At 71.3% G+C, this 21,712-nt stretch carries 18 protein-coding genes; 14 read left to right on the forward strand and 4 right to left on the reverse strand.

Features of this window, described 5'->3' with window-relative positions; all coding sequences use genetic code 11:
• The first annotated feature begins 28 nt into the window (after positions 1-28).
• The gene (locus ABZ848_RS19335; RefSeq protein WP_360833218.1) at positions 29-1,537 is read left to right on the forward strand and encodes a CYTH and CHAD domain-containing protein; all 1,509 of its coding nucleotides are present in this window, start codon (positions 29-31) and stop codon (positions 1,535-1,537) included.
• A 204-nt stretch (positions 1,538-1,741) separates the two neighbouring features.
• Complete coding sequence (locus tag ABZ848_RS19340) at positions 1,742-3,706, forward strand: TIGR03960 family B12-binding radical SAM protein (RefSeq protein ID WP_360833220.1); 1,965 nt, start codon at positions 1,742-1,744, stop codon at positions 3,704-3,706.
• A gap of 21 nt (positions 3,707-3,727) precedes the next feature.
• On the opposite strand, the gene ABZ848_RS19345 is transcribed toward ABZ848_RS19340, so the two are convergent.
• Both ABZ848_RS19345 and ABZ848_RS19350 read right to left on the reverse strand, forming a co-directional pair.
• The gene (locus ABZ848_RS19345; protein WP_360833222.1) at positions 3,728-4,309 is read right to left on the reverse strand and encodes a dihydrofolate reductase family protein; all 582 of its coding nucleotides are present in this window, start codon (positions 4,307-4,309) and stop codon (positions 3,728-3,730) included.
• Positions 4,310-4,371: 62 nt separating this feature from the next.
• Positions 4,372-4,812 (reverse strand): SRPBCC domain-containing protein, encoded by a 441-nt coding sequence (locus ABZ848_RS19350; RefSeq protein ID WP_360833224.1) that lies wholly within the window; start codon positions 4,810-4,812, stop codon positions 4,372-4,374.
• Between the two features lie 110 nt (positions 4,813-4,922).
• Between ABZ848_RS19350 and ABZ848_RS19355 the strand changes: the two genes are divergently transcribed.
• Complete coding sequence (locus tag ABZ848_RS19355) at positions 4,923-5,621, forward strand: TetR/AcrR family transcriptional regulator (RefSeq protein ID WP_360833226.1); 699 nt, start codon at positions 4,923-4,925, stop codon at positions 5,619-5,621.
• A gap of 20 nt (positions 5,622-5,641) precedes the next feature.
• On the opposite strand, the gene ABZ848_RS19360 is transcribed toward ABZ848_RS19355, so the two are convergent.
• Positions 5,642-6,025: a hypothetical protein gene (locus ABZ848_RS19360; protein WP_360833228.1), complete on the reverse strand. Its 384-nt coding sequence runs from the start codon at positions 6,023-6,025 to the stop codon at positions 5,642-5,644.
• Positions 6,026-6,150: 125 nt separating this feature from the next.
• Between ABZ848_RS19360 and ABZ848_RS19365 the strand changes: the two genes are divergently transcribed.
• From ABZ848_RS19365 to ABZ848_RS19375, 3 genes are all read left to right on the forward strand, one after another.
• Positions 6,151-6,633 (forward strand): MarR family winged helix-turn-helix transcriptional regulator, encoded by a 483-nt coding sequence (locus tag ABZ848_RS19365; RefSeq protein WP_360833230.1) that lies wholly within the window; start codon positions 6,151-6,153, stop codon positions 6,631-6,633.
• A gap of 51 nt (positions 6,634-6,684) precedes the next feature.
• The gene (locus ABZ848_RS19370; RefSeq protein WP_360833232.1) at positions 6,685-7,095 is read left to right on the forward strand and encodes a hypothetical protein; all 411 of its coding nucleotides are present in this window, start codon (positions 6,685-6,687) and stop codon (positions 7,093-7,095) included.
• Between the two features lie 104 nt (positions 7,096-7,199).
• Positions 7,200-7,505 (forward strand): hypothetical protein, encoded by a 306-nt coding sequence (locus ABZ848_RS19375; protein ID WP_360833234.1) that lies wholly within the window; start codon positions 7,200-7,202, stop codon positions 7,503-7,505.
• 64 nt (positions 7,506-7,569) lie between these two features.
• On the opposite strand, the gene ABZ848_RS19380 is transcribed toward ABZ848_RS19375, so the two are convergent.
• On the reverse strand, positions 7,570-8,475 hold the full coding sequence (locus tag ABZ848_RS19380; protein ID WP_360833236.1) for a hypothetical protein: 906 nt from the start codon (positions 8,473-8,475) through the stop codon (positions 7,570-7,572).
• Between the two features lie 198 nt (positions 8,476-8,673).
• On the opposite strand from ABZ848_RS19380, the gene ABZ848_RS19385 reads away from it, so the two are divergent.
• From ABZ848_RS19385 to ABZ848_RS19420, 8 genes are all read left to right on the forward strand, one after another.
• The gene (locus tag ABZ848_RS19385) at positions 8,674-9,828 is read left to right on the forward strand and encodes a glycosyltransferase (protein ID WP_360833238.1); all 1,155 of its coding nucleotides are present in this window, start codon (positions 8,674-8,676) and stop codon (positions 9,826-9,828) included.
• A gap of 55 nt (positions 9,829-9,883) precedes the next feature.
• A complete protein-coding gene (locus ABZ848_RS19390; RefSeq protein WP_360833240.1) occupies positions 9,884-10,882 on the forward strand; it encodes a hypothetical protein in 999 nt (332 codons plus the stop codon).
• 48 nt (positions 10,883-10,930) lie between these two features.
• Positions 10,931-11,695: a TIGR03936 family radical SAM-associated protein gene (locus ABZ848_RS19395; RefSeq protein WP_360833242.1), complete on the forward strand. Its 765-nt coding sequence runs from the start codon at positions 10,931-10,933 to the stop codon at positions 11,693-11,695.
• A gap of 271 nt (positions 11,696-11,966) precedes the next feature.
• Positions 11,967-15,917: an Rne/Rng family ribonuclease gene (locus tag ABZ848_RS19400; RefSeq protein WP_360833244.1), complete on the forward strand. Its 3,951-nt coding sequence runs from the start codon at positions 11,967-11,969 to the stop codon at positions 15,915-15,917.
• Between the two features lie 436 nt (positions 15,918-16,353).
• Complete coding sequence (locus tag ABZ848_RS19405) at positions 16,354-17,469, forward strand: DegT/DnrJ/EryC1/StrS family aminotransferase (RefSeq protein ID WP_360833246.1); 1,116 nt, start codon at positions 16,354-16,356, stop codon at positions 17,467-17,469.
• Positions 17,466-18,491, forward strand: coding sequence for a Gfo/Idh/MocA family oxidoreductase (locus ABZ848_RS19410; protein ID WP_360833248.1), 1,026 nt, complete (start codon positions 17,466-17,468; stop codon positions 18,489-18,491). Before ABZ848_RS19405 ends, ABZ848_RS19410 begins: the two co-directional genes overlap by 4 nt.
• Entirely contained in the window at positions 18,481-20,067 is a 1,587-nt protein-coding gene (locus ABZ848_RS19415) for a glycosyltransferase family 4 protein (protein ID WP_360833250.1), read from the forward strand. Before ABZ848_RS19410 ends, ABZ848_RS19415 begins: the two co-directional genes overlap by 11 nt.
• Positions 20,064-21,710, forward strand: a complete 1,647-nt coding sequence (locus ABZ848_RS19420; protein WP_360833252.1) for a glycosyltransferase — start codon at positions 20,064-20,066, stop codon at positions 21,708-21,710. The genes ABZ848_RS19415 and ABZ848_RS19420 overlap by 4 nt, the downstream gene beginning before the upstream one ends.
• Positions 21,711-21,712 lie beyond the last annotated feature (2 nt).

Below are 21,712 nucleotides of genomic sequence, written 5' to 3' on the forward strand. Positions count from 1 at the left end.
CGAAGTGGAATCCCACTAGATTCGGTTCATGGCGGACACAAAGCGTGAGATCGAGCGGAAGTACGAATCCGACGACAGCGGACTGCCCGACCTGACCGGCGTCGCCGGTGTCGCGGCCGTGGTCGACAAGGGAGTCGCGCACCTGGATGCCACCTACTACGACACCCCGGACGAGCGCCTCGCCGCGGCTTCCATCACCCTGCGCCGCCGCCTCGGTGGCTCGGACGCCGGCTGGCATCTGAAGCTGCCGGTCGCGCCGGGCGTCCGCGACGAGGTCCACGCCCCCCTCTCCGCGACCGTCCCGCGCAGCCTCGTCGCCCTCATCCGCGCCCGGATCCGGGACGCCGAGCTGCGGCCCGTGGTGCGGCTGCGCTCCGACCGCGACGTCCGCGACCTGGTCGACGCCGAGGGCCGGCTGCTCGCCGAGGTCAGCGTGGACGCCGTACGGGCCGAGCGGCTCGACGGGGACGGCGGTACCGCGCAGTGGACCGAGATGGAGGTGGAGCTCGCCGACGACGGCGACCCGGCCTTCCTCGACAAGGTCGACAAACGGCTGCGCAAGGCGGGCGTACGGCCCTCCAAGTCGGCGTCCAAGCTGGCCCGGGCGCTGGCCGAGACGGAACCGAAGAAGAAGCGCAAGAAGCAGCAGAAGGCCGCGCCGGAACCGGTGACCGCGGGCGACCACGTCCTCGCGTACGTCCGTGAGCAGCGGGACGCGATCCTGGAGCTCGACCCGGCGGTACGGCAGGACACGTATGACTCCGTGCACCGGATGCGGGTCGCCACGCGGCGGATGCGCAGCTCGTTCCGCTCGTACGCGAAGGTCCTCGACCGTGCGGTCACCGACCCGATCGGCGAGGAGCTGAAGTGGCTGGCCGGCGAGCTCGGGGTGGACCGTGACCAGGAGGTGCTGAGCGAGCGCATCACGGCGGCCGTCGACGAACTGCCCCGCACGCTGGTAGTCGGCCCCGTCCGCACCCGCCTGCGCACCTGGGCGCACGCGCGGCGCGGGGGATCGCGGCGGCGGCTGATCGCCGTACTGGACGGAAAGCAGTACCTGCAGCTGTTGGAGACCCTCGACGCGCTGGTCGCGGATCCGCCGCTGCTGGAGGCGGCCGCCGGGAAGCCGGAGAAGGTGCTCGCCAAGACCGTACGCAAGGACTTCGGGAAGGTGGCGAAGCTGGTCGAGCAGGCGCTCGGCGAGCCTGCCGGAGCCGAGCGCGACCTGGCGCTGCACGAGGCCCGCAAGAAGGCGAAGCGCACGCGGTACGCGGCGGAGGCGGCCGTACCGGCGCTCGGCGGCCCCGCGTCCACGCTGGTGAAGTCGGCGAAGGCACTGCAGAACCTGCTCGGCGATCACCAGGACAGCGTGATGGCCCGCGAGGCCCTGCGCGAGATCGCGGCGCAGGCGCACGGGGCGGGGGAGAGCGCGTTCACGTACGGGGTGCTGTACGGGCGGGAGGAGCAGCGGGCGGCGACGGACGAGGCGGAGCTGCCGGGGTTGTGGGCGGAGGTCAAGGGCGGGCTGGGGGGCTGAGGCGGGCTCTGGAGCGGCTCGGGGCTGAGGCGGGATTCTGGGGGCCCGGGGGCTTGGGCGGGGCCCTGGAGCGGCTCGGGGATGCGGTCCCTTCAGGGGGCGGTGTTGCTCTCTGGTGTGGCTTGGGCGGTCGGGGTGGGGGCGGGGGCGCGTTAGGCTAGATGGTCACCCCTGTCAGTTCAGTCCAGCCCGAAGGTTCGCGAGATGCCTGCCGAAGTCGCTGCGTCGGTGTTCCCGCAGCTCGAAGCTCTGCTCCCGCATGTGCAGAAGCCGATCCAGTACGTCGGCGGAGAGCTCAACTCCACGGTCAAGCCGTGGGAGTCCTGCGATGTGCGTTGGGCGCTGATGTACCCGGACGCGTACGAGGTCGGGCTGCCCAACCAGGGCGTCATGATCCTCTACGAGGTGCTGAACGAGCAGGAGGGCGTCCTCGCCGAGCGCACGTACAGCGTGTGGCCGGACCTGGAGGCGCTGATGCGGGAGCACGCCGTCCCGCAGTTCACGGTCGACAGCCACCGCCCGGTGAAGGCCTTCGACGTGTTCGGCCTGTCCTTCTCCACGGAGCTGGGCTACACGAACATGCTGACGGCGCTGGACCTGGCCGGGATCCCCCTGGAGTCCAAGGACCGGACGCTGGACGACCCGATCGTCCTGGCCGGCGGCCACGCGGCCTTCAACCCCGAGCCGATCGCGGACTTCATCGACGCGGCGATCATCGGCGACGGCGAGCAGGCCGTGCTGGACATGACGAAGATCATCCGCGAGTGGAAGGCGGAGGGCTGCCCCGGCGGCCGCGAGGAGGTCCTCTTCCGCCTGGCGAGGACGGGCTCCGTCTACATCCCGGCGTTCTACGACGTCGAGTACCTCCCCGACGGCCGTATCGCCCGTGTCGTACCGAACAGGTCGGGCGTCCCGTGGCGGGTGTCCAAGCACACCGTCATGGACCTGGACGAGTGGCCGTACCCCAAGCAGCCGCTGGTCCCCCTCGCCGAGACGGTCCACGAGCGGATGTCGGTGGAGATCTTCCGCGGCTGCACGCGCGGCTGCCGCTTCTGCCAGGCCGGCATGATCACGCGCCCGGTGCGCGAACGCTCGATCACGGGCATCGGCGAGATGGTCGAGAAGGGCCTGAAGGCGACGGGCTTCGAGGAGGTGGGCCTCCTCTCCCTGTCCTCGGCGGACCACTCGGAGATCGGTGACATCGCGAAGGGTCTGGCGGACAGGTACGAGGAGGACAAGATCGGCCTGTCCCTCCCGTCGACGCGGGTGGACGCGTTCAACGTCGACCTCGCGAACGAACTGACACGCAACGGCCGCAGGTCGGGCCTGACCTTCGCCCCCGAGGGCGGCTCGGAGCGCATGCGCAAGGTCATCAACAAGATGGTGTCGGAGGAGGACCTGATCCGCACCGTCGCGACCGCCTACGGCAACGGCTGGCGCCAGGTGAAGCTGTACTTCATGTGCGGCCTGCCGACGGAGACGGACGAGGACGTCCTGCAGATCGCCGACATGGCGACGAAGGTGATCGCGAAGGGCCGAGAGGTCTCCCGCTCGAACGACATCCGCTGCACGGTGTCGATCGGCGGCTTCGTCCCGAAGCCCCACACCCCCTTCCAGTGGGCCCCGCAGCTCTCGGCGGAGGAGACGGACGCCCGCCTCGAAAAGCTCCGGGACAAGATCCGGGGCGACAAGAAGTACGGCCGCTCGATCGGCTTCCGCTACCACGACGGCAAGCCGGGCATCGTCGAGGGCCTCCTCTCGCGTGGCGATCGCCGAGTCGGCGCCGTGATCCGCGCCGTCTACGAGGACGGCGGCCGCTTCGACGGCTGGCGCGAGCACTTCTCGTACGACCGCTGGATGGCCTGCGCCGACAAGACGCTGCCGGCCTTCGGCGTGGATGTCGACTGGTACACGACCCGCGAGAAGACGTACGAGGAGGTCCTCCCCTGGGACCACCTCGACTCGGGCCTCGACAAGGACTGGCTCTGGGAGGACTGGCAGGACGCCCTCGACGAGACGGAGGTCGAGGACTGCCGGTGGACGCCTTGTTTCGACTGCGGGGTGTGTCCGCAGATGGACACGCATATCCAAATCGGGCCCACGGGGAAGAAGTTGCTGCCGCTGACGGTGAAGAACGTGGTGCCGGCGGGTGGGGGGCACTCGCACTGAGGTGAGTGAGGGGGGACCGGCTCAGCGGTGTACCTGGTAGCGCAGGTGGAGCACGCGGTTGCCCTGGATCGTCACGTCGGGATCTTCCAGCAGGTGTTGCGCGTGGGTCGACCCGAAGTAGGGCTTGCCGGAGCCTAGTACGACGGGTACGACGTCCATGCGTACCTCGTCGACCAGGCCCGCGGCGAGTACCTGGCCGCCGACCTCGCCGGCGGCGACCTCGACCACGCGGTCACCCGCGAGCTCCTGCGCCTTGGCCAGGGCTGCCTCGACGCCCTCGACGAAGTGGAACGGTGTCTCGGGGTCCCAGCCCTCGGGCTGGGGCCGGTGCGTCACGACGACCACGTGGTCGACCCCGCCCGGCGGCTTCCCGTCCCAGCCGTCCGTCATGTCGAAGACGTGGCGGCCGACGACCGTCACCCCGATCTGGTCCCAGTACGGCCGGGTGTAGTCGTAGGACGTCTGCGACACCTTCACCTCGCCGCTCTCGTCCAACGGGACATCACCGTTGCACAACCATTCGAACAGTGGCCCGGGCTGGTCTTTCTCGTCCGCGACGAAGCCGTCCACCGACACCGAGCCGTACATGACCACCTTGCCCACGGGGCTCTCCTCTGCTCTGGGGTGCCCCCAAAGCTAGCGTGGCGTGAGCTCTCGCCAGCCGTTCAGTCGCCGTCCAGGTCCTTCAGTACCGCCGGCAGGCCGACCGTCAGCATCTTGCGGCGGACGTGGCCCAGGATCTGGGTCATCAGGAGGCCGCCGGCGCCTGTGAAGCCCGTGTGGTCGTAGGTGAAGCGGGCTCCCGTGTCGTGGGGTTCGATGCGGTAGGTGACTTCGGTGGTTTCGCCGCCGCCGTGGTCGGTCCATGAGTAGCGCAGGAGTCGGGGCTCGTCCGCCTCCAGTACGACGCAGTCCACGATGCCGCTCCAGCCGGGCTTGGGCTTGGCGATGAACTGGAAGTGGGTGCCGACGGCGGGGGTGAATCCTTTCGGGCGGGCCCCTGCTCCCGTGGCTGTCCACAGCGGTATGAGGTGGGGGTCGGTGACTGCGCGCCAGACCTTGGTGGGGGAGTGCGGGTAGTCGCGGACTATGTGGATGGCGCTCATGGGGCTCCCGTCGAGGGCAGGTGGTAGCGCGGCAGTCTTCGGACGCGGCGTACAGTCGCTGAAAATTTACAGTAGCAGTAAATATTCTGCCGCTGTACTAGTGTGGCCTCATGAGGACGGTGGACTGGGCCGCCTGGCGGCCGCGAACCTCGGTGCCCGAGGGTGGCGAAGGGTTGCGGGAGCAGAAGAAGCGGCTGTTGCGGCAGCGGTTGTCCGACACCGCGACCGAGATGTTCCTGGAGCGCGGTTTCGACGCCGTGCGGGTGTCGGAGATCGCCCAGGCCTGCGGAGTCTCGGAGAAGACCGTCTTCAACTACTTCTCCACCAAGGAAGCGCTCATCCTGGATCAGGGCGAGTCCACGATGGTCGCCTTGCGTGACGGCCTGGCCGACACGAATCACTCGGTGGTCGAGGCGGTGTTGGGGATCCTCTCCGGCGAGCTGGGGGTCATGACCTCCTGGATCGCCGCGCAGGACGATCCCGTCCAGGCCGTCGGCATGGTCAGGCGCTTCGGTGCGTTGACCAGGTCCACGCCCTCACTCAGGGCCTATCACCGGGAGATGACCGACCGGCTCGTCGCCGTCGCGGCCGAGGCGCTCGCCCGGCGCGATCGCACCAGCCCCGACGAGCCGGAGCCGCAGATCGCGGCCACGGCTCTGGTCGGGTTGTGGTCCGTTCAGTTCCGGAGCCTGGGGAAGCATCTGGACGGTGCTCGTACGGCGGCGCAGATTCACGCGGCCGTGACTGCCGACGTCCGCCGGGCCGCCCGGCTCATCGATATCGGCCTGGCCTCTTTCGCGTCCGCGTGAGATCGGGTGTCGGCGGCCGGTCACGCCACCCGGCCGCCGACACCCGAGCGGCCCTCCGGCACCGCCAGCAGAGCCACCGTCACCTCCTCACGGGTCTCCTCGCCCAGCGCGGCCGTCACCGCATCCGTGATCGCGGTGATCAGGCGGGCCGGCGCGTTCGGCACGTCCGGGTGGTTGTACGCCACCTCGCGCAGGCTCAGGGTGATGTTCGGGGCGATGCGGGTGGTCGGTTTTCCGGCCAGGCCGCGGCGGCGCTGCGGGATGCCGATCAGGTCGACCGCGGCCAACTGGCCGAACCTCTCGCCGTATACGGATCCGATCACGTCCGTGAGGCCGCGGATCAGGCTCTCCTCGGTCCTCGTGTCCAGGGCCGACTCGCTGATGTGCACGGTGAAGTGAGGCATGGTGGAGTCTCCGTTCGGGCCCGCGGTGGTGGGCGGATCGGGTGCTGGTGTCCTCGCGGGCTGCTTTCGTGAGCTGTCTTCGCGAGCAAAACACCTTTGTAGTCAAAGGTAAATGCTGGGGGTGCATGATGGCCGGATCCGGGCGGGACGAGTCCGGGGCGGGTGACGTCGACGACGCGGTGCGGGAGCTGCTGTTGCTCATGCCGCGGATGGTCGGCCGGGTCAAGCGCATCCCCGTACCCGAGGAGCTGCAGTCGCAGTCACTGGCGCCCCGTCATCTCTCCCTGCTGTCCTGCCTGTTGTTCGACGGGCCCATGAGCGTCAATGAACTGGCCGCACGGCTGGAGGTCGCGCCCACGACCGTCAGCCTGATGGTCGGGGACCTGAGCGCGAAGGGCATCCTGGACCGGCGTGCGGATCCGGTCGACCGGCGGCGCCGGATCGTGGCCATCGCCGCCGACCGGCATGACGCCATCGCCGCCTGGCTCGCGCCCGGCGCCGCCGCGTGGCGCCGCGTCCTCACCCCGCTCGCCCCGGCGCAACGGCGGCTTTTCGTCGACACCCTGCGTGCTTACGAGGCGGTGGTGGCGGAGGAACGCGAGCGTTGAACTCGCTTGACGGCCACCCGCGTTGACCACGACCTACCCGGACTCCCCGCCATGCCCTATGAGTTGAACTCCCTCCTCGGCCGCCTCGTCGGCTTCCGGCTGTACTCCGTGCAGTTCGTCCTCGACTACGTACAACTGCGCTTCGACGGTCCGACCGACGACATGCCGGTGCTCACGTGCGAAGTGCTGCCCGCCGTCACGCTCTCCGGGCGGCGCTTCTCCCCGACGGAGACCGGCTGGGCCGACGCGCTCCGGGGGCTCATCGCGCGGCACGTGACCGCCACCCGCGAGGAGACCGGCGTGGGGATCAGGGTCGATCTGGTCGGCGGGTTGATCCACCTGCATCCCGAGCCGAGCGAACTCGTCGGTCCGGAGATCGCCGGGCTGAACGGCTTCGTCGATCGCGCCTGGATGGTCTGGCGGCCCGGCGAGGACGCGTTCGAAGATCTCAGCACTACCTGACCTCACCGCACCACCGGTGAGGGCCCGGATCTCCGTACGTCGGCCCTAATCTGGCGGCACCGCGCGGCTTCTCCGGGTCGTGCGACTTCCCGACGGAGGCCCCCATGGCAGAGCCGAGCACTCTCCTCGCTACGGCGTTGCGTGAGCACCTGAAGTACTACCAGGCGCTGAGCGAGCACCTCCCCGATCTGGAGGGGGACGTGGTCGCCACGGCGCACGAGGCGATCCGCGAGCTGGCCTCGGCCGGGGGAGAGGCCGAGGTGCTCCCCTCGGCGTATCTGCCGCCGCTGGAGGCCGTCGCCGCCGCCATCCAGTACTGCGAGTTCACGGGGCACTCGGAGGGCGTCCGCTTCTACCGCTACTGGCACGCCCTGCTCCTCGCCGACCAGGCGTTGTGCGAGGCGATCTGAGCGTACACACGCGGGGCGTCCGCGGAGGCGGCGAGGCTCTCCGGGACGCCCCTCGGCGTGACGGTCAGGGGAGCGTGGGTGTGGTGCCGTCGTTGACCCCGGTGGGGGCCGGTCGGTTGGCTGCCTCGGCCCAGGTGTTGCCGGCGTTGGTGCCGCACTGAAGGATCGCCGGGTTGGCGCCGTTGCTGTCGAAGGTGCAGGTGATCCGGTAGACACGGCCGGTGGTCGTGATCGTCTCGAACTGGATCCCACCCGATGTCGGGTGCTCGCCGACGGCCGCGCCGCACGGCAGCCCGGCGGCGCCGCCGGCGGGATAACCGTTGTGGGTGCTCAGATCGGTCCACAGCACGGGCGGGTTCGGGGCGCTGCCCGAGAGGTCACGGATGCCGCCGTAGAACCGGCCGCCGGTCAGCGCGGCCCGGTACTCGACGTTGCCCTGCGGGTGGTAGGCGTCGAGGTCGGAGCACGGGCCGGGGGCACCGGTCGCGCCCTGCGGGCCCGTCGGTCCCGCAGGCCCGGTCGGGCCGGCCGGGCCGGTGGGACCCGCCGGTCCCGTGGCACCCGGAGCTCCTGTCGCCCCCGCCGGTCCCGTGGCACCCGGAGCTCCTGTCGCCCCCGGCGCGCCCGTGTGTCCGGTCGGCCCGGTCGCCCCCGTGGGGCCGGTGGCGCCCGTCATGCCCTTCGGGCCGGTTGGGCCGGTCGGACCCGTCGGGCCCTTGCAGCCGCCCTTGCCGTGGTCGCCGTTCGCAGGGGTCGCCTGCAGGGACTTGTGGTGGCCGTTCGGCTTGCAGTGGTCGTCGCCGCCGCGGGCCGTCGGGGTCCGGTCGCCGATGTCGTGCGCCGCCGCGGCCGCCGGGCCGGCCACGCCGGTCGCCAGGACCAGCGTGAGCGAGGCCAGCATCCCGGCCTTCCTGAACCCGTCCCGGGCCAGCGGCCCGAACAGCGCGGATGTCCTGTGCTCAGGACTCATCTGTGTGCTCCTTGCCTCGATGGTCCGGGACAGCTCCCGGCCCCGAGGTGAGGGTGACCCGGGTGTCCGGCGCCGACCGGCGTCGCCGTACGGGACTCGCTGTTTTATCCGTAGATCGGACCAGCGGATGGAGCCGTACGGGCGATTTGGTGTGTGGATGTCCGGGAGGAAATCCGAAGGCATGTCACATTTCGAAGCGTGAAGCAGCAGACCCTCTGCCTCTGCATGATCGTCAAGAACGAGGCGCAGGTCATCGAACGGTGTCTCGGCTCGGTCCGTCATCTCGTCGACACCTGGGTGATCTCCGACACCGGTTCGACCGACGGCACCCAGGAACTCGTCCGCAAGGCGCTCGACGGCATCCCCGGCGAGCTGCACGAGGAACCGTGGGTCGACTTCGGCCACAACCGCACCGCCAACATCCGGCGGGCCCGCGGCCGCGCCGACTACCTCCTCACCCTCGACGCCGACCACGTCATCCGCCAGGACGCCCCGCTGCCCCGGCTCACGGCGGGCTCGTACATGCTGCGTTACGACACTCCCGGCACCCAGCACCGGTTCAAGCACCTCATGCGGGGCGACTGGGCGTGGCGGTACGAGGGCGTCACCCACGAGTACCCGTGCACGGACGAGCCCGACGTGCAGGAGAACCTGGACGCGCTGGTCATCGAGGACCACGCCGACGGCGGCTGTCGCAGCGACAAGTTCGAGCGGGACGCCCGGCTGCTGCGGCGCGAACTCGAACGCGACCCCGGCAACGCCCGCACCGTCTTCTACCTCGCCAACACCGAACGCGACCTGGGCCACACGGCCGAGGCCGTCGAGCTGTACGAGCGGCGCGCGGCGATGGGCGGCTGGCCGGAGGAGGTCTACTGCTCCCTCCTGGAGGCCGGAGTCCTGCGGGCGGAGGCGGCGGACGACTGGCCCGGGGCGATGGACTCGTTCTCCCGGGCCTGGGAGGCGCGGCCGGAGCGGCTCGAAGCCTGTTACGAGCTGGCCTCCCGGCTGCGTCTGAAGGGCCGTCACCGCACCGCGCACGCCCTGCTCGCCGACGCCGTCGGCCGCCCGGAGCCGGCCGACCTCCTCTTCACCCGGTCCTGGGTGTACCGCTGGGGCCTGCTCTTCGAGTTCTCCATCACCGCCTACTGGGTGGGCGATCACACGGCCGCGCTCCGGGCCTGCGACACCCTCCTCGCCCTGCCCGACCTCCCCGAGGCCATCCGCCGGCAGACCGAGATCAACCGCGAGTTCTCGGCCCGGCAGCTGTCCGCCGTACCCGCGCCCGCGTCACCGGCCCGCCGGCCGAAGGCGGCCCGCGCGGGCAAGGCGGCGCGGAACTCCCGCAGGAAATAGGAGAACCGGTGCCGTGGCGGGATCCGGTCGGGCCCGTCGGGGCGTCTAGGCAGGTATGGATCTGGAGAAGCGCCCGCCGCAGGGGCAGGGGCCCGAGGGGTGTCTCGTCGTCGCGATCCGCATTCCGGTGCGGATCGTCGTGCTCGTGCTGGTCGTGCCGGTACGGATGGTGTGGGACGCGCTCGTCGTGGCCGGACGGTTCCTGAACGACACCGTGCTCAGGCCGGTCGGCCGGGCGCTGGTGTGGGTGGCGCGGGCGGTGTTCGTCTGGCCGCTCGTGGGGCTCTGGCGGTACGTCGTCGTCCCGGTCGCCAAGGCGCTGGGGTGGCTCGGCAACGTGCTTCTCGTCATACCCGCCGTGTGGATCTACCAGTACGTGCTGACTCCCCTCGGGCACGCCGTCGCATGGGCCGCGCGAGGTGTGGCGGCCGGGCTGGGATGGCTGTACGCGCGCGTGCTCACGCCGATCGGGCAAGCGGTCATGCGGGTGCTCACGCCCGTCGGCCAGGCGATCGTCTGGTGCGCCAAGGGGATCGGGTGGGCCCTGGAGATGGTCATTACCGGCATCGGCCTCGGGCTCTACTGGACCGCCCGCGTCCTGTTCGTCCTGCCCGCGCTGGCGCTGTGGCGGTGGGTGCTCGTGCCGGTCGGGCGGGTGCTCGCCGTCGTCGCGCGCGAGGTCGGCGACGCGCTCGGGCACGCCTGGCGGGTCGCGGGGCGGATCTCACTCGCCGTGGGGCGGGCGCTCGGGACCCTCTTCCGGTGGATCTTCGTCGAGCCCGCGCGCTGGTTCTACCGGACCGTGCTCACGCCCGTCGGACACGTCGTCCGGGACGCCGTGCTCAGGCCCGCCGCCGAGGCCGCGCGCAGTGTCGGCCGGGCCACCCGGCTGGCCCTGGCCTCCGCCCGGGAGTCCGTACGGCAGGCCCGCGCCGACCTCCGGCGGATGGTGTTCGGCGAGCCCGCCCGCGCCGAGGCCGTGGACCGGCGGGAACCGACGGGCCGTGACACACGTACTCTTGGTAGCAGTACGACCGCACTCACGAAGGACTGAGCGACACTGGGCAAGCGACAGCCCGAAGGCCCGCCGCCCGCACCCGCGGTGCAGCGCATCCGACTGCGCTACACCAAGCGCGGCCGCCTCCGGTTCACCAGCCACCGTGACTTCCAGCGCGCCTTCGAGCGTGCGCTGCGCCGCGCCGAGGTGCCCATGGCGTACTCGGCGGGGTTCACGCCGCATCCGAAGGTGTCGTACGCCAATGCCGCACCCACCGGCACGGGCAGCGAGGCGGAGTACCTGGAGATCGCGCTCACCGAGGCGCGGGACCCGGAGAAGCTCAGGCTCCTCCTCGACGAGTCGCTGCCCGCCGGGCTCGACGTCGTCGATGCCGTCGAGGCCCGGACCTCCGGGCTCGCCGACCGGCTCACCGCCTCCGTGTGGGAGCTGCGGCTGGACGGCGTGGAGCCGGCGGAGGCCGAGCGGGCCGTCGCCGCGTTCAACGCCGCCGAGGCCGTGGAGGTCCAGCGCACCACCAAGAACGGCGTCCGCACCTTCGACGCCCGGGCCGCGGTCGTACGACTGGAAACGCACAATGAAACGGCTGATAGGCCGACCGACCAGCCCTGTGCGATACTGCGGCTGGTTGTTCGGCACGTGACGCCTGCCGTACGACCCGACGACGTCCTGTCCGGTCTTCGCGCCGTGGCCGACCTGGCGCCGCCGGTCGCCGCAGCGGTGACCAGGCTGGCGCAGGGGCTGTTCGATGAAGAGACCGGCACGGTGACCGACCCGCTCGCGCCCGACCGCGAGGCAGCGACGGCCCTACCCACGGCCGACCCCGCTGCCACCGCGAAGGCGCCGGCGTAAGGAAGGTCCCGCGAAGGACGGACGTCGTAGCGCCGCCCTCGTACTCGGGAGCCACCTGGGTCGGGCAGCGCACCGACCAGAAGACTTTCGCCAGGCCGTACCCAACAGGGTGTACGGAACCGGCGAGACAGGACACAGAGAGCTCCCGTGCGGCGCCCGCGCCCCGAACGGCGGCACCGCGCATCGCGCGAGCCGCGGACGTCAACGGCGATCGAGTCATCGACGCCGGACCGGGCGCGGCGCCCGGGAGCCTGACGGGAGAAAAGCCCGCATGCTCGAGCCGACCGAACCCACAGAGGGTTCCGAACTGAACACTCCCAGCGACACCCTGCCGCCGCGTCGTCGGCGCCGTGCCGCTTCACGCCCCGCGGGACCGCCCGCCGGGGCCGCCTCCGCAGCGCCGGAGGAGATCACCGAGCCGGCCATACCGGCCGACGTCGAGAAGAAGGCCGACGAGGACGAGGCCGCGGCCTCGGTCACAGCCGAGGCCGAGATCGAAGAGACCGACGTGACTGAAGAGGCTGCCGAGGTCGAGGAGGCCGCGGAGACGGCTGTCGTCGCCGAGGCGCCTGTCGAGGAGGCCGCGCCTGCCGGGCGTACTCGGCGTCGTGCCACGCGTCGGGCTTCGGCGCCCGCCGGGGCTCCGGCTGCCGCCGAGGTGGTCGAGACCGTGGCGCCGGTTGCTTCCGAGGAGGCGGTGGCCGAGGCTGTGGCCGAGACGCCCGCCGTCGCGGAGGCGCCTGTCGAGGAGGCCGCGCCTGCTGCGCGTACGCGGCGTCGTGCGACCCGTCGGGCTTCCGCGCCTGCCGGGGCTCCGGCTGCCGAGGTCGCGCCGGTCGCTGAGGCCGAGACGGCCGAGGCTCCTGCTGCCGCCGAGACGGCCGTTGTCGCCGAGGCCGATGAGGCTCCTGCCGAGGACGCCGCTCCGCGTCGTACCCGGCGTAGGGCCACTCGTCGGGTGTCCGCGCCTGCCGAGGCGGAAGGTGCCGTGAGCGCCGAGGCCGAGGACGCGACTGTCGCGCAGGCCGCCGACGAGGCTGCCCCCGCCGCCGAGCCCGCTGCCGCCGAGGCCCCCGCTGCTCGTGCCGCCGAATCCGGATCTGCCGAGGAGGCTGTCATCGAGGACGCCGCTCCCCGTCGTACCCGTCGTCGGGCCGTTCGTAAGGCCGCTGTCGGGTTCTCCGAGCCCGAGCGCGGTGCCGGGGCCGAAGAGGCCGAGGACGAGGGGCCGCGGAAGCCGGCGCGGCCTGCCGTCGCCGTGTTCCAGGCGCCCGTGTTCACCGAGCCGAAGTTCCAGACGCCGGAGCGGGCCGCCGCCCAAGCGGCCGCCGAGGCCGAGGTCGAGGTCGAGGTCCCCGAGGTCGAGGAGCCGGCGGAGGAGCAGGGCGGATCGCGGCGTCGCAGGCGTCGCCGGGGTGCCGCCTTCGGCGAGGAGGCCGAGCCGCAGGCCGTCGTCGAGGACGAGACCGAGGCCGAGGAGTCGGCCGAGGACGCCGGTGAGGACGAGGCGGAGGCCGAGGAGACCGGTTCGCGTCGCCGTCGTCGCCGTGGTGGCCGGCGCCGTCGCCGGGGCGAGTCCCCCGAGGCCGCCGGTGACGACGAGGACTCCGACGAGGCCGCCGCCGAGCAGGCCGAGCAGGACGCCGAGGACACCGCCGAGCAGGAGGAAGAGGACGAGGACGACGCCCGCGACGAGGCCGGCGGGTCCAGCTCCAGCCGTCGCCGCCGTCGGCGTCGTCGTCGCGCCGGTGACTCCTCCGTGGACACCGAGCCGGGCGACGGCGACCCCGAGCGCACCGTCGTCAAGGTCCGCGAGCCCCGCCCGAAGGCCGAGCCCTCCGACGAGGTGCAGTCCATCAAGGGCTCGACCCGTCTGGAAGCCAAGAAGCAGCGGCGCCGCGAAGGGCGCGAGCAGGGGCGCCGGCGCGTCCCGATCATCACCGAGGCCGAGTTCCTCGCCCGCCGTGAGGCCGTCGAGCGGGTGATGGTCGTCCGGCAGAGCGGCGAGCGCACGCAGATCGGCGTCCTGGAGGACGGCGTGCTCGTCGAGCACTACGTCAACAAGGAGCAGTCGACCTCGTACGTCGGGAACGTGTACCTGGGCAAGGTCCAGAACGTGCTGCCCTCGATGGAGGCCGCCTTCATCGACATCGGCAAGGGGCGCAACGCCGTCCTGTACGCCGGTGAGGTCAACTTCGAGGCGCTGGGCATGGCCAACGGGCCGCGCCGCATCGAAAGCGCCCTGAAGTCCGGGCAGTCCGTGCTCGTCCAGGTCACCAAGGACCCGATCGGGCACAAGGGCGCGCGTCTGACCAGCCAGGTCTCCCTCCCGGGCCGCTACCTCGTGTACGTCCCCGAGGGCTCGATGACCGGCATCAGCCGCAAGCTGCCCGACACCGAGCGGGCCCGGCTGAAGACCATCCTCAAGAAGATCGTCCCCGAGGACGCGGGCGTCATCGTCCGTACGGCCGCGGAGGGCGCTTCGGAGGACGAGCTGCGCCGTGACGTCGAGCGGCTGCAGGCGCAGTGGGAGGACATCCAGAAGAAGTCGAAGAACGGCAACGCCCCGACGCTGCTGTACGGCGAGCCGGACATGACCGTCCGGGTCGTCCGCGACATCTTCAACGAGGACTTCACCAAGGTCGTCGTCAGCGGTGACGACGCGTGGGAGACCATCCACGGATACGTCTCGCACGTCGCGCCCGACCTCGCCGACCGGCTGTCGAAGTGGACCTCCGAGGTCGACGTCTTCGCCACGTACCGGATCGACGAGCAGCTCGCCAAGGCCCTGGACCGCAAGGTCTGGTTGCCCAGCGGCGGTTCGCTGGTGATCGACCGGACCGAGGCGATGGTCGTCGTCGACGTCAACACCGGGAAGTTCACCGGCCAGGGCGGCAACCTGGAGGAGACGGTCACCAGGAACAACCTGGAGGCGGCCGAGGAGATCGTGCGTCAGCTGCGGCTGCGCGACCTCGGCGGCATCATCGTCATCGACTTCATCGACATGGTCCTGGAGTCCAACCGGGACCTGGTGCTGCGGCGCCTGCTGGAGTGCCTGGGCCGGGACCGGACCAAGCACCAGGTGGCGGAGGTGACCTCGCTGGGCCTGGTCCAGATGACCCGCAAGCGGGTCGGCCAGGGCCTGTTGGAGTCCTTCTCCGAGACCTGCGTCCACTGCAACGGCCGCGGTGTCATCGTGCACATGGAGCAGCCGACCTCCGCCGGTGGCGGCGGCAAGCGCAAGAAGCGCGGGCGCGGCGGGGACGGGCACGAGCACGTGCACGAGGCCGCGGTGGCCGTGGAGGCGCCCGAGGCCGAGGAGACCGAGGCGGAGGTCGCCGCCGAGGTCGCCGAGCCGGTCGCGCTGGCCGCACCCTCCTTCGCACCCGACGAGGAGCTGTACAGCAGCGTCGCCGAGGCGGAGGCCGCGGTGCGCGGCGGTCGTTCGCGGCGCCGGTCCGGCCGTCGGGCCTCGGCTCCGGCGGGTTCGCCGAAGGGGCGGGCCACGCGTCAGGAGACCGAGCATGCCGACGCCGGGTACGGCGACACGGACGTCGCCGAGGTGCCGACCGCTCAGGACGTCACCGTCGCCGAGGAGACCGCGCGTCCGGTGCAGCCGGAGACGGCCGCCGAGGTGCAGGCCGAGCCGGTCGCCGTGGAGGACCCGGTCGCCCAGGCCGCGCCCGCCGTCGAGGAGGCCGCGCCCAAGGGCCGTACCCGCCGCCGTGCCACCCGCAAGGTGTCCGCGCCGGCCGGGTCGCCCGCCGGGGCCGAGGCCGCCGTGGTGACGGTCGCCGAGACCGCGCCCGTGGCGGAACCGCAGTCGGCCGCGCCGGCCGAGGAGGCCGCCGCGCCCGTGACCGAGCAGCCCGAGGCGGCTGCCGAGAGCGCCGCTCCGGCCCGTCCGCGACGCCGTGCGGTGCGCAAGGAGACGGCGCCGACCGCGTCCGAGGAGGCGGCCGTGGTGGTCGTCCCGTCGGCCGGCGAGGCCGCGGCGGAGGGCGCCGAGGAGGCGGCTCCGGCCAAGAAGACGGCCCGTAAGACGGCCAAGAAGGCCACCGCGAAGAAGGCCGCCACGAAGAAGACGGCGGCCAAGAAGACGGTCGCGAAGAAGGCCGCCGCCAAGAAGACGACGGCCAAGAAGGCCGCCAAGGCGACGGCCTCGAAGACGGCGGCGGCGCAGCAGAGCGCGGCGTCCGTCTCGGCGTCGACGGAGGACTGACCTCCGCACGCGCGGCGAAGCGGGAACGACACAGGCGCGGGCGTCCGGTTCACACCGGGCGCCCGCGCCGTCGTATCACTGCCGTCTTTCTGGCGTAACGCTGTGTTCATCCACAGGTTGCGCTGTGTTTCTCCTGTGACGGAGGCAACGGCAGAGGGTGATTTCACTGTCGTAACGTCAAGGAAAATTGCCGACCAAGTGCTGGTAACGTGCGGATGAGTTGAACAGCCGATGAGCACACCGGCCCTCGCGCCGGGCACGGCTGACTTCCCGCAAGGAACCCTCGTGGGGGCGGGGTCCTGTGTACGAACCGTCCATCCGCCCGCAGGCGGCCATGGACAACCTGGGATGCGGCCGTGCTGTACATCGACATGGTCCCTCCCGACGGCATGAAGTGGTGCGCCCTAGAGGTCGCCGTAGAGGAGGGGGATTGTCGATGACCGACGCCCATGAGTTCATACCGGCCGCGAGACCCGTGATCGGTGAGGACGAGATCGAGGCCGCGGTGCGCGTTCTGCGCAGTGGCATGGTCGTCCAGGGGCCCGAGGTGGCCGCTTTCGAGGAGGAGTTCTCGGAACTGGTCGGGGGACGTCACTGTGTGGCGGTCAACTCCGGCACCTCCGCCCTCCACCTGTCGCTGCTGGCCCTCGGACTCGGCCCGGGCGACGAGGTGATCGTCCCGTCGTTCTCCTTCGCCGCCTCCGCGAACGCCGTTCGACTGGTCGGCGCCGACGTGGTGTTCGCCGACATCGAGGCCGACACCTTCTGCCTGGACCCCGTCGCGGTCGAGGCGGCGATCACGCCGCGCACCGCCGCGATCATGCCGGTCCACCTCTACGGCCACCCCGCCGCCATGGACGAGATCCTGGCGATCGCCCGCAAGCACGGCCTCGCCGTCGTCGAGGACGCCTGCCAGGCCCACGCCGCCGCCCTGCACGGCATCCCGGTCGGTGCCTTCGGAGCCGCGGGCACCTTCAGCTTCTACCCGACGAAGAACATGCACAGCCTCGAGGGCGGCATGATCTCCACCGGCGACGCCGAGACCGCCCGCACCCTGCGCCTGCTGCGCAACCAGGGCATGGAGCAGCGCTACGCCAACGAGATCGTCGGCGCCAACGTACGGATGACGGACGTGTCCGCCGCGATCGGCCGCGTCCAGCGCGGCAAGCTCGCCGCCTGGACCGAGCAGCGCATCGCCAACGCCGCCTACCTCACCGAGCACATCAGCGCGCCGAACGTGGTCACGCCGAAGGTCGCCGAGGGCGCCCGGCACATCTACCACCAGTACACCGTGCGCATCCAGGGCGACCGCGAGGCCGCCATGGCCAAGCTGACCGAGGCCGGCATCGGCAACGCCGTCTACTACCCGACCCCCATCCACCGGCTGAAGCCGTACTGGGAGCCGGACCAGAAGGCGGGCCGCAACTGGGACCTGCCCGAGACGGAGCGCGCGGCCGCCGAGGTCGTGTCGCTGCCCGTCCACCCCGCCCTGTCCGTGAGCGACCTGGAGCGGATCGTCGCCGCCGTGAACACCCTGGGGGAACAGCTGTGAGCACCGGGAAGGCGCTGCGCGCGGGACTCGTCGGTCTCGGTTCCATGGGGCGGCACCACGCCCGGGTCCTGTCCGGCCTGGAGGGCGTCGACCTGGTCGGCGTCGTCGACCCGATGGGCGACAAGTTCGGCGCCTCCCAGGGGGCGCCGATCCTGAACACCGTCGAGGAGCTCATCTCCCTCGGCGTCGACTACGCGGTCGTGGCCTGCCCCACCCACCTCCACGAGGAGGTCGGCCTGATGCTCGCCGAGGCCGGGGTGTGCGCGCTCATCGAGAAGCCGGTCGCGGAGTCCGTGGAAGGCGCCCGCCGCCTCGTCGAGGCCTTCGAGTCGCGCGGTCTGGTGGCCGGCGTCGGCCACATCGAGCGCTGCAACCCGGCGCTGCGCTCCCTGCGCGCCCGCCTGGAGGCCGGTGAACTCGGCGACGTCTACCAGGTGGTGACCCGTCGCCAGGGCCCCTTCCCGCACCGCATCGCGGACGTCGGCGTGGTCAAGGACCTCGCCACCCACGACATCGACCTCACCGGCTGGGTGCTCGGACGCACGTACGTGTCGATCGCCGCGCACACCGTCTCCAAGAGCGGCCGCAGCCACGAGGACATGGTCTCCGCGGTGGGCCGCCTCGACGACGGCACCATGGTGAACCACCTGGTGAACTGGCTGAGCCCGCTCAAGGAGCGCTTCACCTCGGTGACCGGGGAGCGCGGCTGCTTCATCGCCGACACCCTCACCGCCGACCTGACCTTCCACTCCAACGCCGCGGTCACCACCGAATGGGAGGCCCTGCAGGCCTTCCGCGGGGTGTCCGAGGGCGACATGATCCGGTACGCCATCCCCAAGCGCGAGCCGCTGCTGGTCGAGCACGAGCTGTTCCGGGACGCGGTGCTGGGCAAGGAAGCCGACATCTGCACCCTGCGCCAGGGCATGCGCACCGTGCAGGTGGCCGCGGCCGTGCTGGAGTCGGCGACACACAACCGCAGCGTTTCCCTTCAGGCGGAGGACCTGGCAACACATGGCAGCTGAGAAGACGTCGGCGCAGCCCGCGGTGCGTGGTCGCATCGTCATGCTCGTCGACAACGGGGTGAACGGCGACTCGCGCGTGCAGAAGGAAGCACGCTCGGCCGCCGACGCGGGGTGGGACGTGATCCTGCTCGGCAAGGGGAAGGCCAAGGCGAAGAGCGAGATCACCTGGGAGATCGGCAAGGCGCAGGTACGTCTGCTGCCGGTGCCCAACCCGCTGCACCGCCGCCGCCACGAGTACCGCCGGGCCGTACTGCGCTCGCCGCTGGCCTACAAGCCGGGGCCGCTGGCCTCGTACCGCCGGCAGAAGATGAAGGCCTGGCGCGCCGATCTCAACGTCCGGCTGATCCTCGCCCGGCAGGAGGGCTCGTTCCTCACCCGGCTGCGTCTGGTGCTGCCGCGGCTGGCGTCCCGGTTCGCGCAGTCCTGGGTGAACCTGCGCGCCCGCAAGACCGGTGATCTGGACCGGCGCCGCAAGGAGATGGACGGCCCGCTGGACCGGTTCACCACCGCGTTCTGGCAGAGGACCATGGGCAACCGCAGCTGGCGCCGGCTCGAACCGCACCTGTGGGACCTGGAGCTGGCGTACGGCAAGGTCATCGACGAGCTCGACCCGGACCTGATCCACGCCAACGACTTCCGCATGCTCGGCGTCGGCGCCCGCGCCGCACTGCGCGCCCGGGCCCGCGGCGGCAAGGTCAAGCTGGTGTGGGACGCGCACGAGTTCCTGCCCGGCATCAAGCCGTGGAACCCGCACCCGCGCTGGCACAAGGCGCAGTGCGCGCACGAGCTGGAGTACTCGCGGCACGCCGACGCCGTCACCACGGTGTCCTCCACGCTCGCCGAGATGCTCCAGGAGCGGCACGGCCTCAAGGAGCTGCCGTCGGTCGTGCTCAACGCGCCCGACGCGGAGCTCTCCCCCGAGCAGGCCGCCGAGCCTGTCCCGGACCTGCGCGAGCTGTGCGGCATCGGCCTCGACGTGCCGCTGACCGTGTACAGCGGGGCCGCCGCCCCGCAGCGCGGCCTCGACATCATGGTCGAGTCGCTGCCTCAACTGGCCGATGTGCACACCGCGTTCGTCGTGCTCAACCCCGACTCCGAGTACATGCGGAGCCTGCGCGAGCGCGCCAAGGAGCTGGGCGTCTCCGAGCGGCTGCACATCCTGCCGTACGTGCCGCACTACCAGGTGGTGCGCTTCCTCGCCGCGGCGGACCTCGGGGTCATCCCCATCCACCACTGGCCGAACCACGAGATCGCCCTCATCACCAAGTTCTTCGAGTACTCGCACGCCCGGCTGCCGCTGGTCGTCAGCGATGTGAAGACCATGGGCGAGATGGTCGAACGCACCGGCCAGGGCGAGGTCTTCAAGGCCGAGGACGTCGAGGACTACGTGCGCGCGGTGAAGTCGGTGCTCGGTGACACCGAGCGCTACCGCGGCGTGTACGAGAAGGACGGTCTGCTCGACGAGTGGACCTGGGAGGCCCAGGCCGAGCGGCTGGACGCGGTCTACACGCGGCTGGTGCCCGGCAGCGCGGTCCGCCCGGTGGCCGAGCGCAGACGGGTGGAGGCGGGAGCATGACCGGCAGACCGGACGTCAGCGTCGTCGTCGCGGTGTACAACACGATGCCCTACCTCACGGAGTGCCTGGACTCCCTGATCGGGCAGAGCATCGGGCGGGAACGCCTGGAGATCGTCGCCGTCGACGACGGCTCCACGGACTCCAGCGGCAAGGAACTGGACCGCTTCGCCGCGCTCTATCCGGACACCGTCAAGGTGATCCACCAGGCCAACTCCGGCGGCCCGGCCGCGCCCAGCAACCGCGCCCTTGACGTGGCCACCGGCCGTTACGTCTACTTCATCGGCTCCGACGACCACCTCGGCGAGGAGGCCCTGGAGCGCATGGTGAAGTGCGCCGACGAGAACGACTCGGACGTCGTCGTCGGCAAGATGGTCGGCACCAACGGCCGGTACGTGCACCAGGCGCTGTACAAGGAGAACCTCGCGGACGTCAGCCTGTACGACTCCGCGCTGCCGTTCACCCTCGCCAACACCAAGCTGTTCCGGCGGGACATGGTGGAGAAGTACCACCTGCGCTTCCCCGAGCACCTGCCCGTGGGCAGCGACCAGCCGTTCACCATCGAGGCGTGCGTGCGCGCCCGGAAGATATCGGTGGTGGCCGACTACACCTGCTACTACGCGGTGAAGCGCGGCGACGCCAGCAACATCACCTACCGCGCCGACCATCTGGCGCGGCTGGGGGCGGCGGCCGAGATCGTGGACTTCACGGCCGGTCTCGTCGAGGAGGGCCCGAAGCGCGACGCCCTGCTGCGCCGGCACTTCACCTGGGAGCTGGCCAAGCTCGTCCAGGACGACTTCCCGTCCCTGGACCGGGAGTTGCAGCGCCGGCTGTGCTCGGGCATCGGCCGGCTCGCCGACGCGTACTTCACCGACGGCATCCGGGACGCCATGGACGTCAAGCGCCGGGTGCGGATCGCGCTGGCGCGGGCCGGGGCGGTCGACGAGCTGGCCCGGGCGATCTCCTCGGAGAAGGAGCACGGGGCACCCCCGTTCGTCGTGGAGGGCGAGCGCGCGTACGCCCGCTACCCCGGCTTCCGCGACGCCCGCGTCGGCGTGCCCGACCGGGTGTACGAGCTGGTCGGGGAGGCCGTCCCGGGCCGCCTCGCCAAGGGCACCGTGCTGCTGTCGTCCGCGTGGGAACAGACGGGCGAGCAGCTCGACTACACCGCGTCCGTACGGCTGCCGGTCCTCGGCGAGGTCGAGGACGCGAGCGTGGCGCTGCGCCTGGTCAAGGGCGCGATGCCCAAGTCGGCCGACAAGGCGGGCGCCCGCAAGCTGCCGCGCGGGCACCAACTCCCGCCCGTGGTGGGCGAGATGAAGCTGGAGCAGTCCGTCGACGGCGCCGCCACGGTGCTGCACGCCCGCGTCCCGCTGGCGCAGGTCACCGGCAAGTTCGGCGTGCGTGTGTACCTGGACGTGGCCGGTTCGACGTACGAGATACCCGTGCGCGGCAAGGGGCTGCCCATGCCGCTGGCCCGCAGGTGGGGCCGGGACGACGACCCGTACCGGGCGTCGGCCCTGGTCAACCCCAAGGGGCGGGTGGTGGTCGACACGGCCCAGATGTACCCCCCGAAGCCAACCGCGGCCCAGCGTGTGCTGGCGGGCCTTGCCCGGATGAAGTCCCGTGCCAAGAGGAAGAAGTAGCG

The organism is Streptomyces sp. NPDC047081, from assembly GCF_040643775.1.
Taxonomy (GTDB): Bacteria; Actinomycetota; Actinomycetes; order Streptomycetales; family Streptomycetaceae; genus Streptomyces.

What these genes read in the sequence shown, in the direction of transcription:
- ABZ848_RS19335 (WP_360833218.1), top strand. Translation starts at nt 29, where the DNA reads ATGGCGGACACAAAGCGTGAGATCGAGCGGAAGTACGAATCCGACGAC.
- ABZ848_RS19340 (WP_360833220.1), top strand. Translation starts at nt 1,742, where the DNA reads ATGCCTGCCGAAGTCGCTGCGTCGGTGTTCCCGCAGCTCGAAGCTCTG.
- ABZ848_RS19350 (WP_360833224.1), bottom strand. Translation starts at nt 4,812, where the DNA reads ATGAGCGCCATCCACATAGTCCGCGACTACCCGCACTCCCCCACCAAG.
- ABZ848_RS19355 (WP_360833226.1), top strand. Translation starts at nt 4,923, where the DNA reads ATGAGGACGGTGGACTGGGCCGCCTGGCGGCCGCGAACCTCGGTGCCC.
- ABZ848_RS19360 (WP_360833228.1), bottom strand. Translation starts at nt 6,025, where the DNA reads ATGCCTCACTTCACCGTGCACATCAGCGAGTCGGCCCTGGACACGAGG.
- ABZ848_RS19365 (WP_360833230.1), top strand. Translation starts at nt 6,151, where the DNA reads ATGATGGCCGGATCCGGGCGGGACGAGTCCGGGGCGGGTGACGTCGAC.
- ABZ848_RS19370 (WP_360833232.1), top strand. Translation starts at nt 6,685, where the DNA reads ATGCCCTATGAGTTGAACTCCCTCCTCGGCCGCCTCGTCGGCTTCCGG.
- ABZ848_RS19375 (WP_360833234.1), top strand. Translation starts at nt 7,200, where the DNA reads ATGGCAGAGCCGAGCACTCTCCTCGCTACGGCGTTGCGTGAGCACCTG.
- ABZ848_RS19380 (WP_360833236.1), bottom strand. Translation starts at nt 8,475, where the DNA reads ATGAGTCCTGAGCACAGGACATCCGCGCTGTTCGGGCCGCTGGCCCGG.
- ABZ848_RS19390 (WP_360833240.1), top strand. Translation starts at nt 9,884, where the DNA reads ATGGATCTGGAGAAGCGCCCGCCGCAGGGGCAGGGGCCCGAGGGGTGT.
- ABZ848_RS19400 (WP_360833244.1), top strand. Translation starts at nt 11,967, where the DNA reads ATGCTCGAGCCGACCGAACCCACAGAGGGTTCCGAACTGAACACTCCC.
- ABZ848_RS19405 (WP_360833246.1), top strand. Translation starts at nt 16,354, where the DNA reads ATGACCGACGCCCATGAGTTCATACCGGCCGCGAGACCCGTGATCGGT.
- ABZ848_RS19415 (WP_360833250.1), top strand. Translation starts at nt 18,481, where the DNA reads ATGGCAGCTGAGAAGACGTCGGCGCAGCCCGCGGTGCGTGGTCGCATC.
- ABZ848_RS19420 (WP_360833252.1), top strand. Translation starts at nt 20,064, where the DNA reads ATGACCGGCAGACCGGACGTCAGCGTCGTCGTCGCGGTGTACAACACG.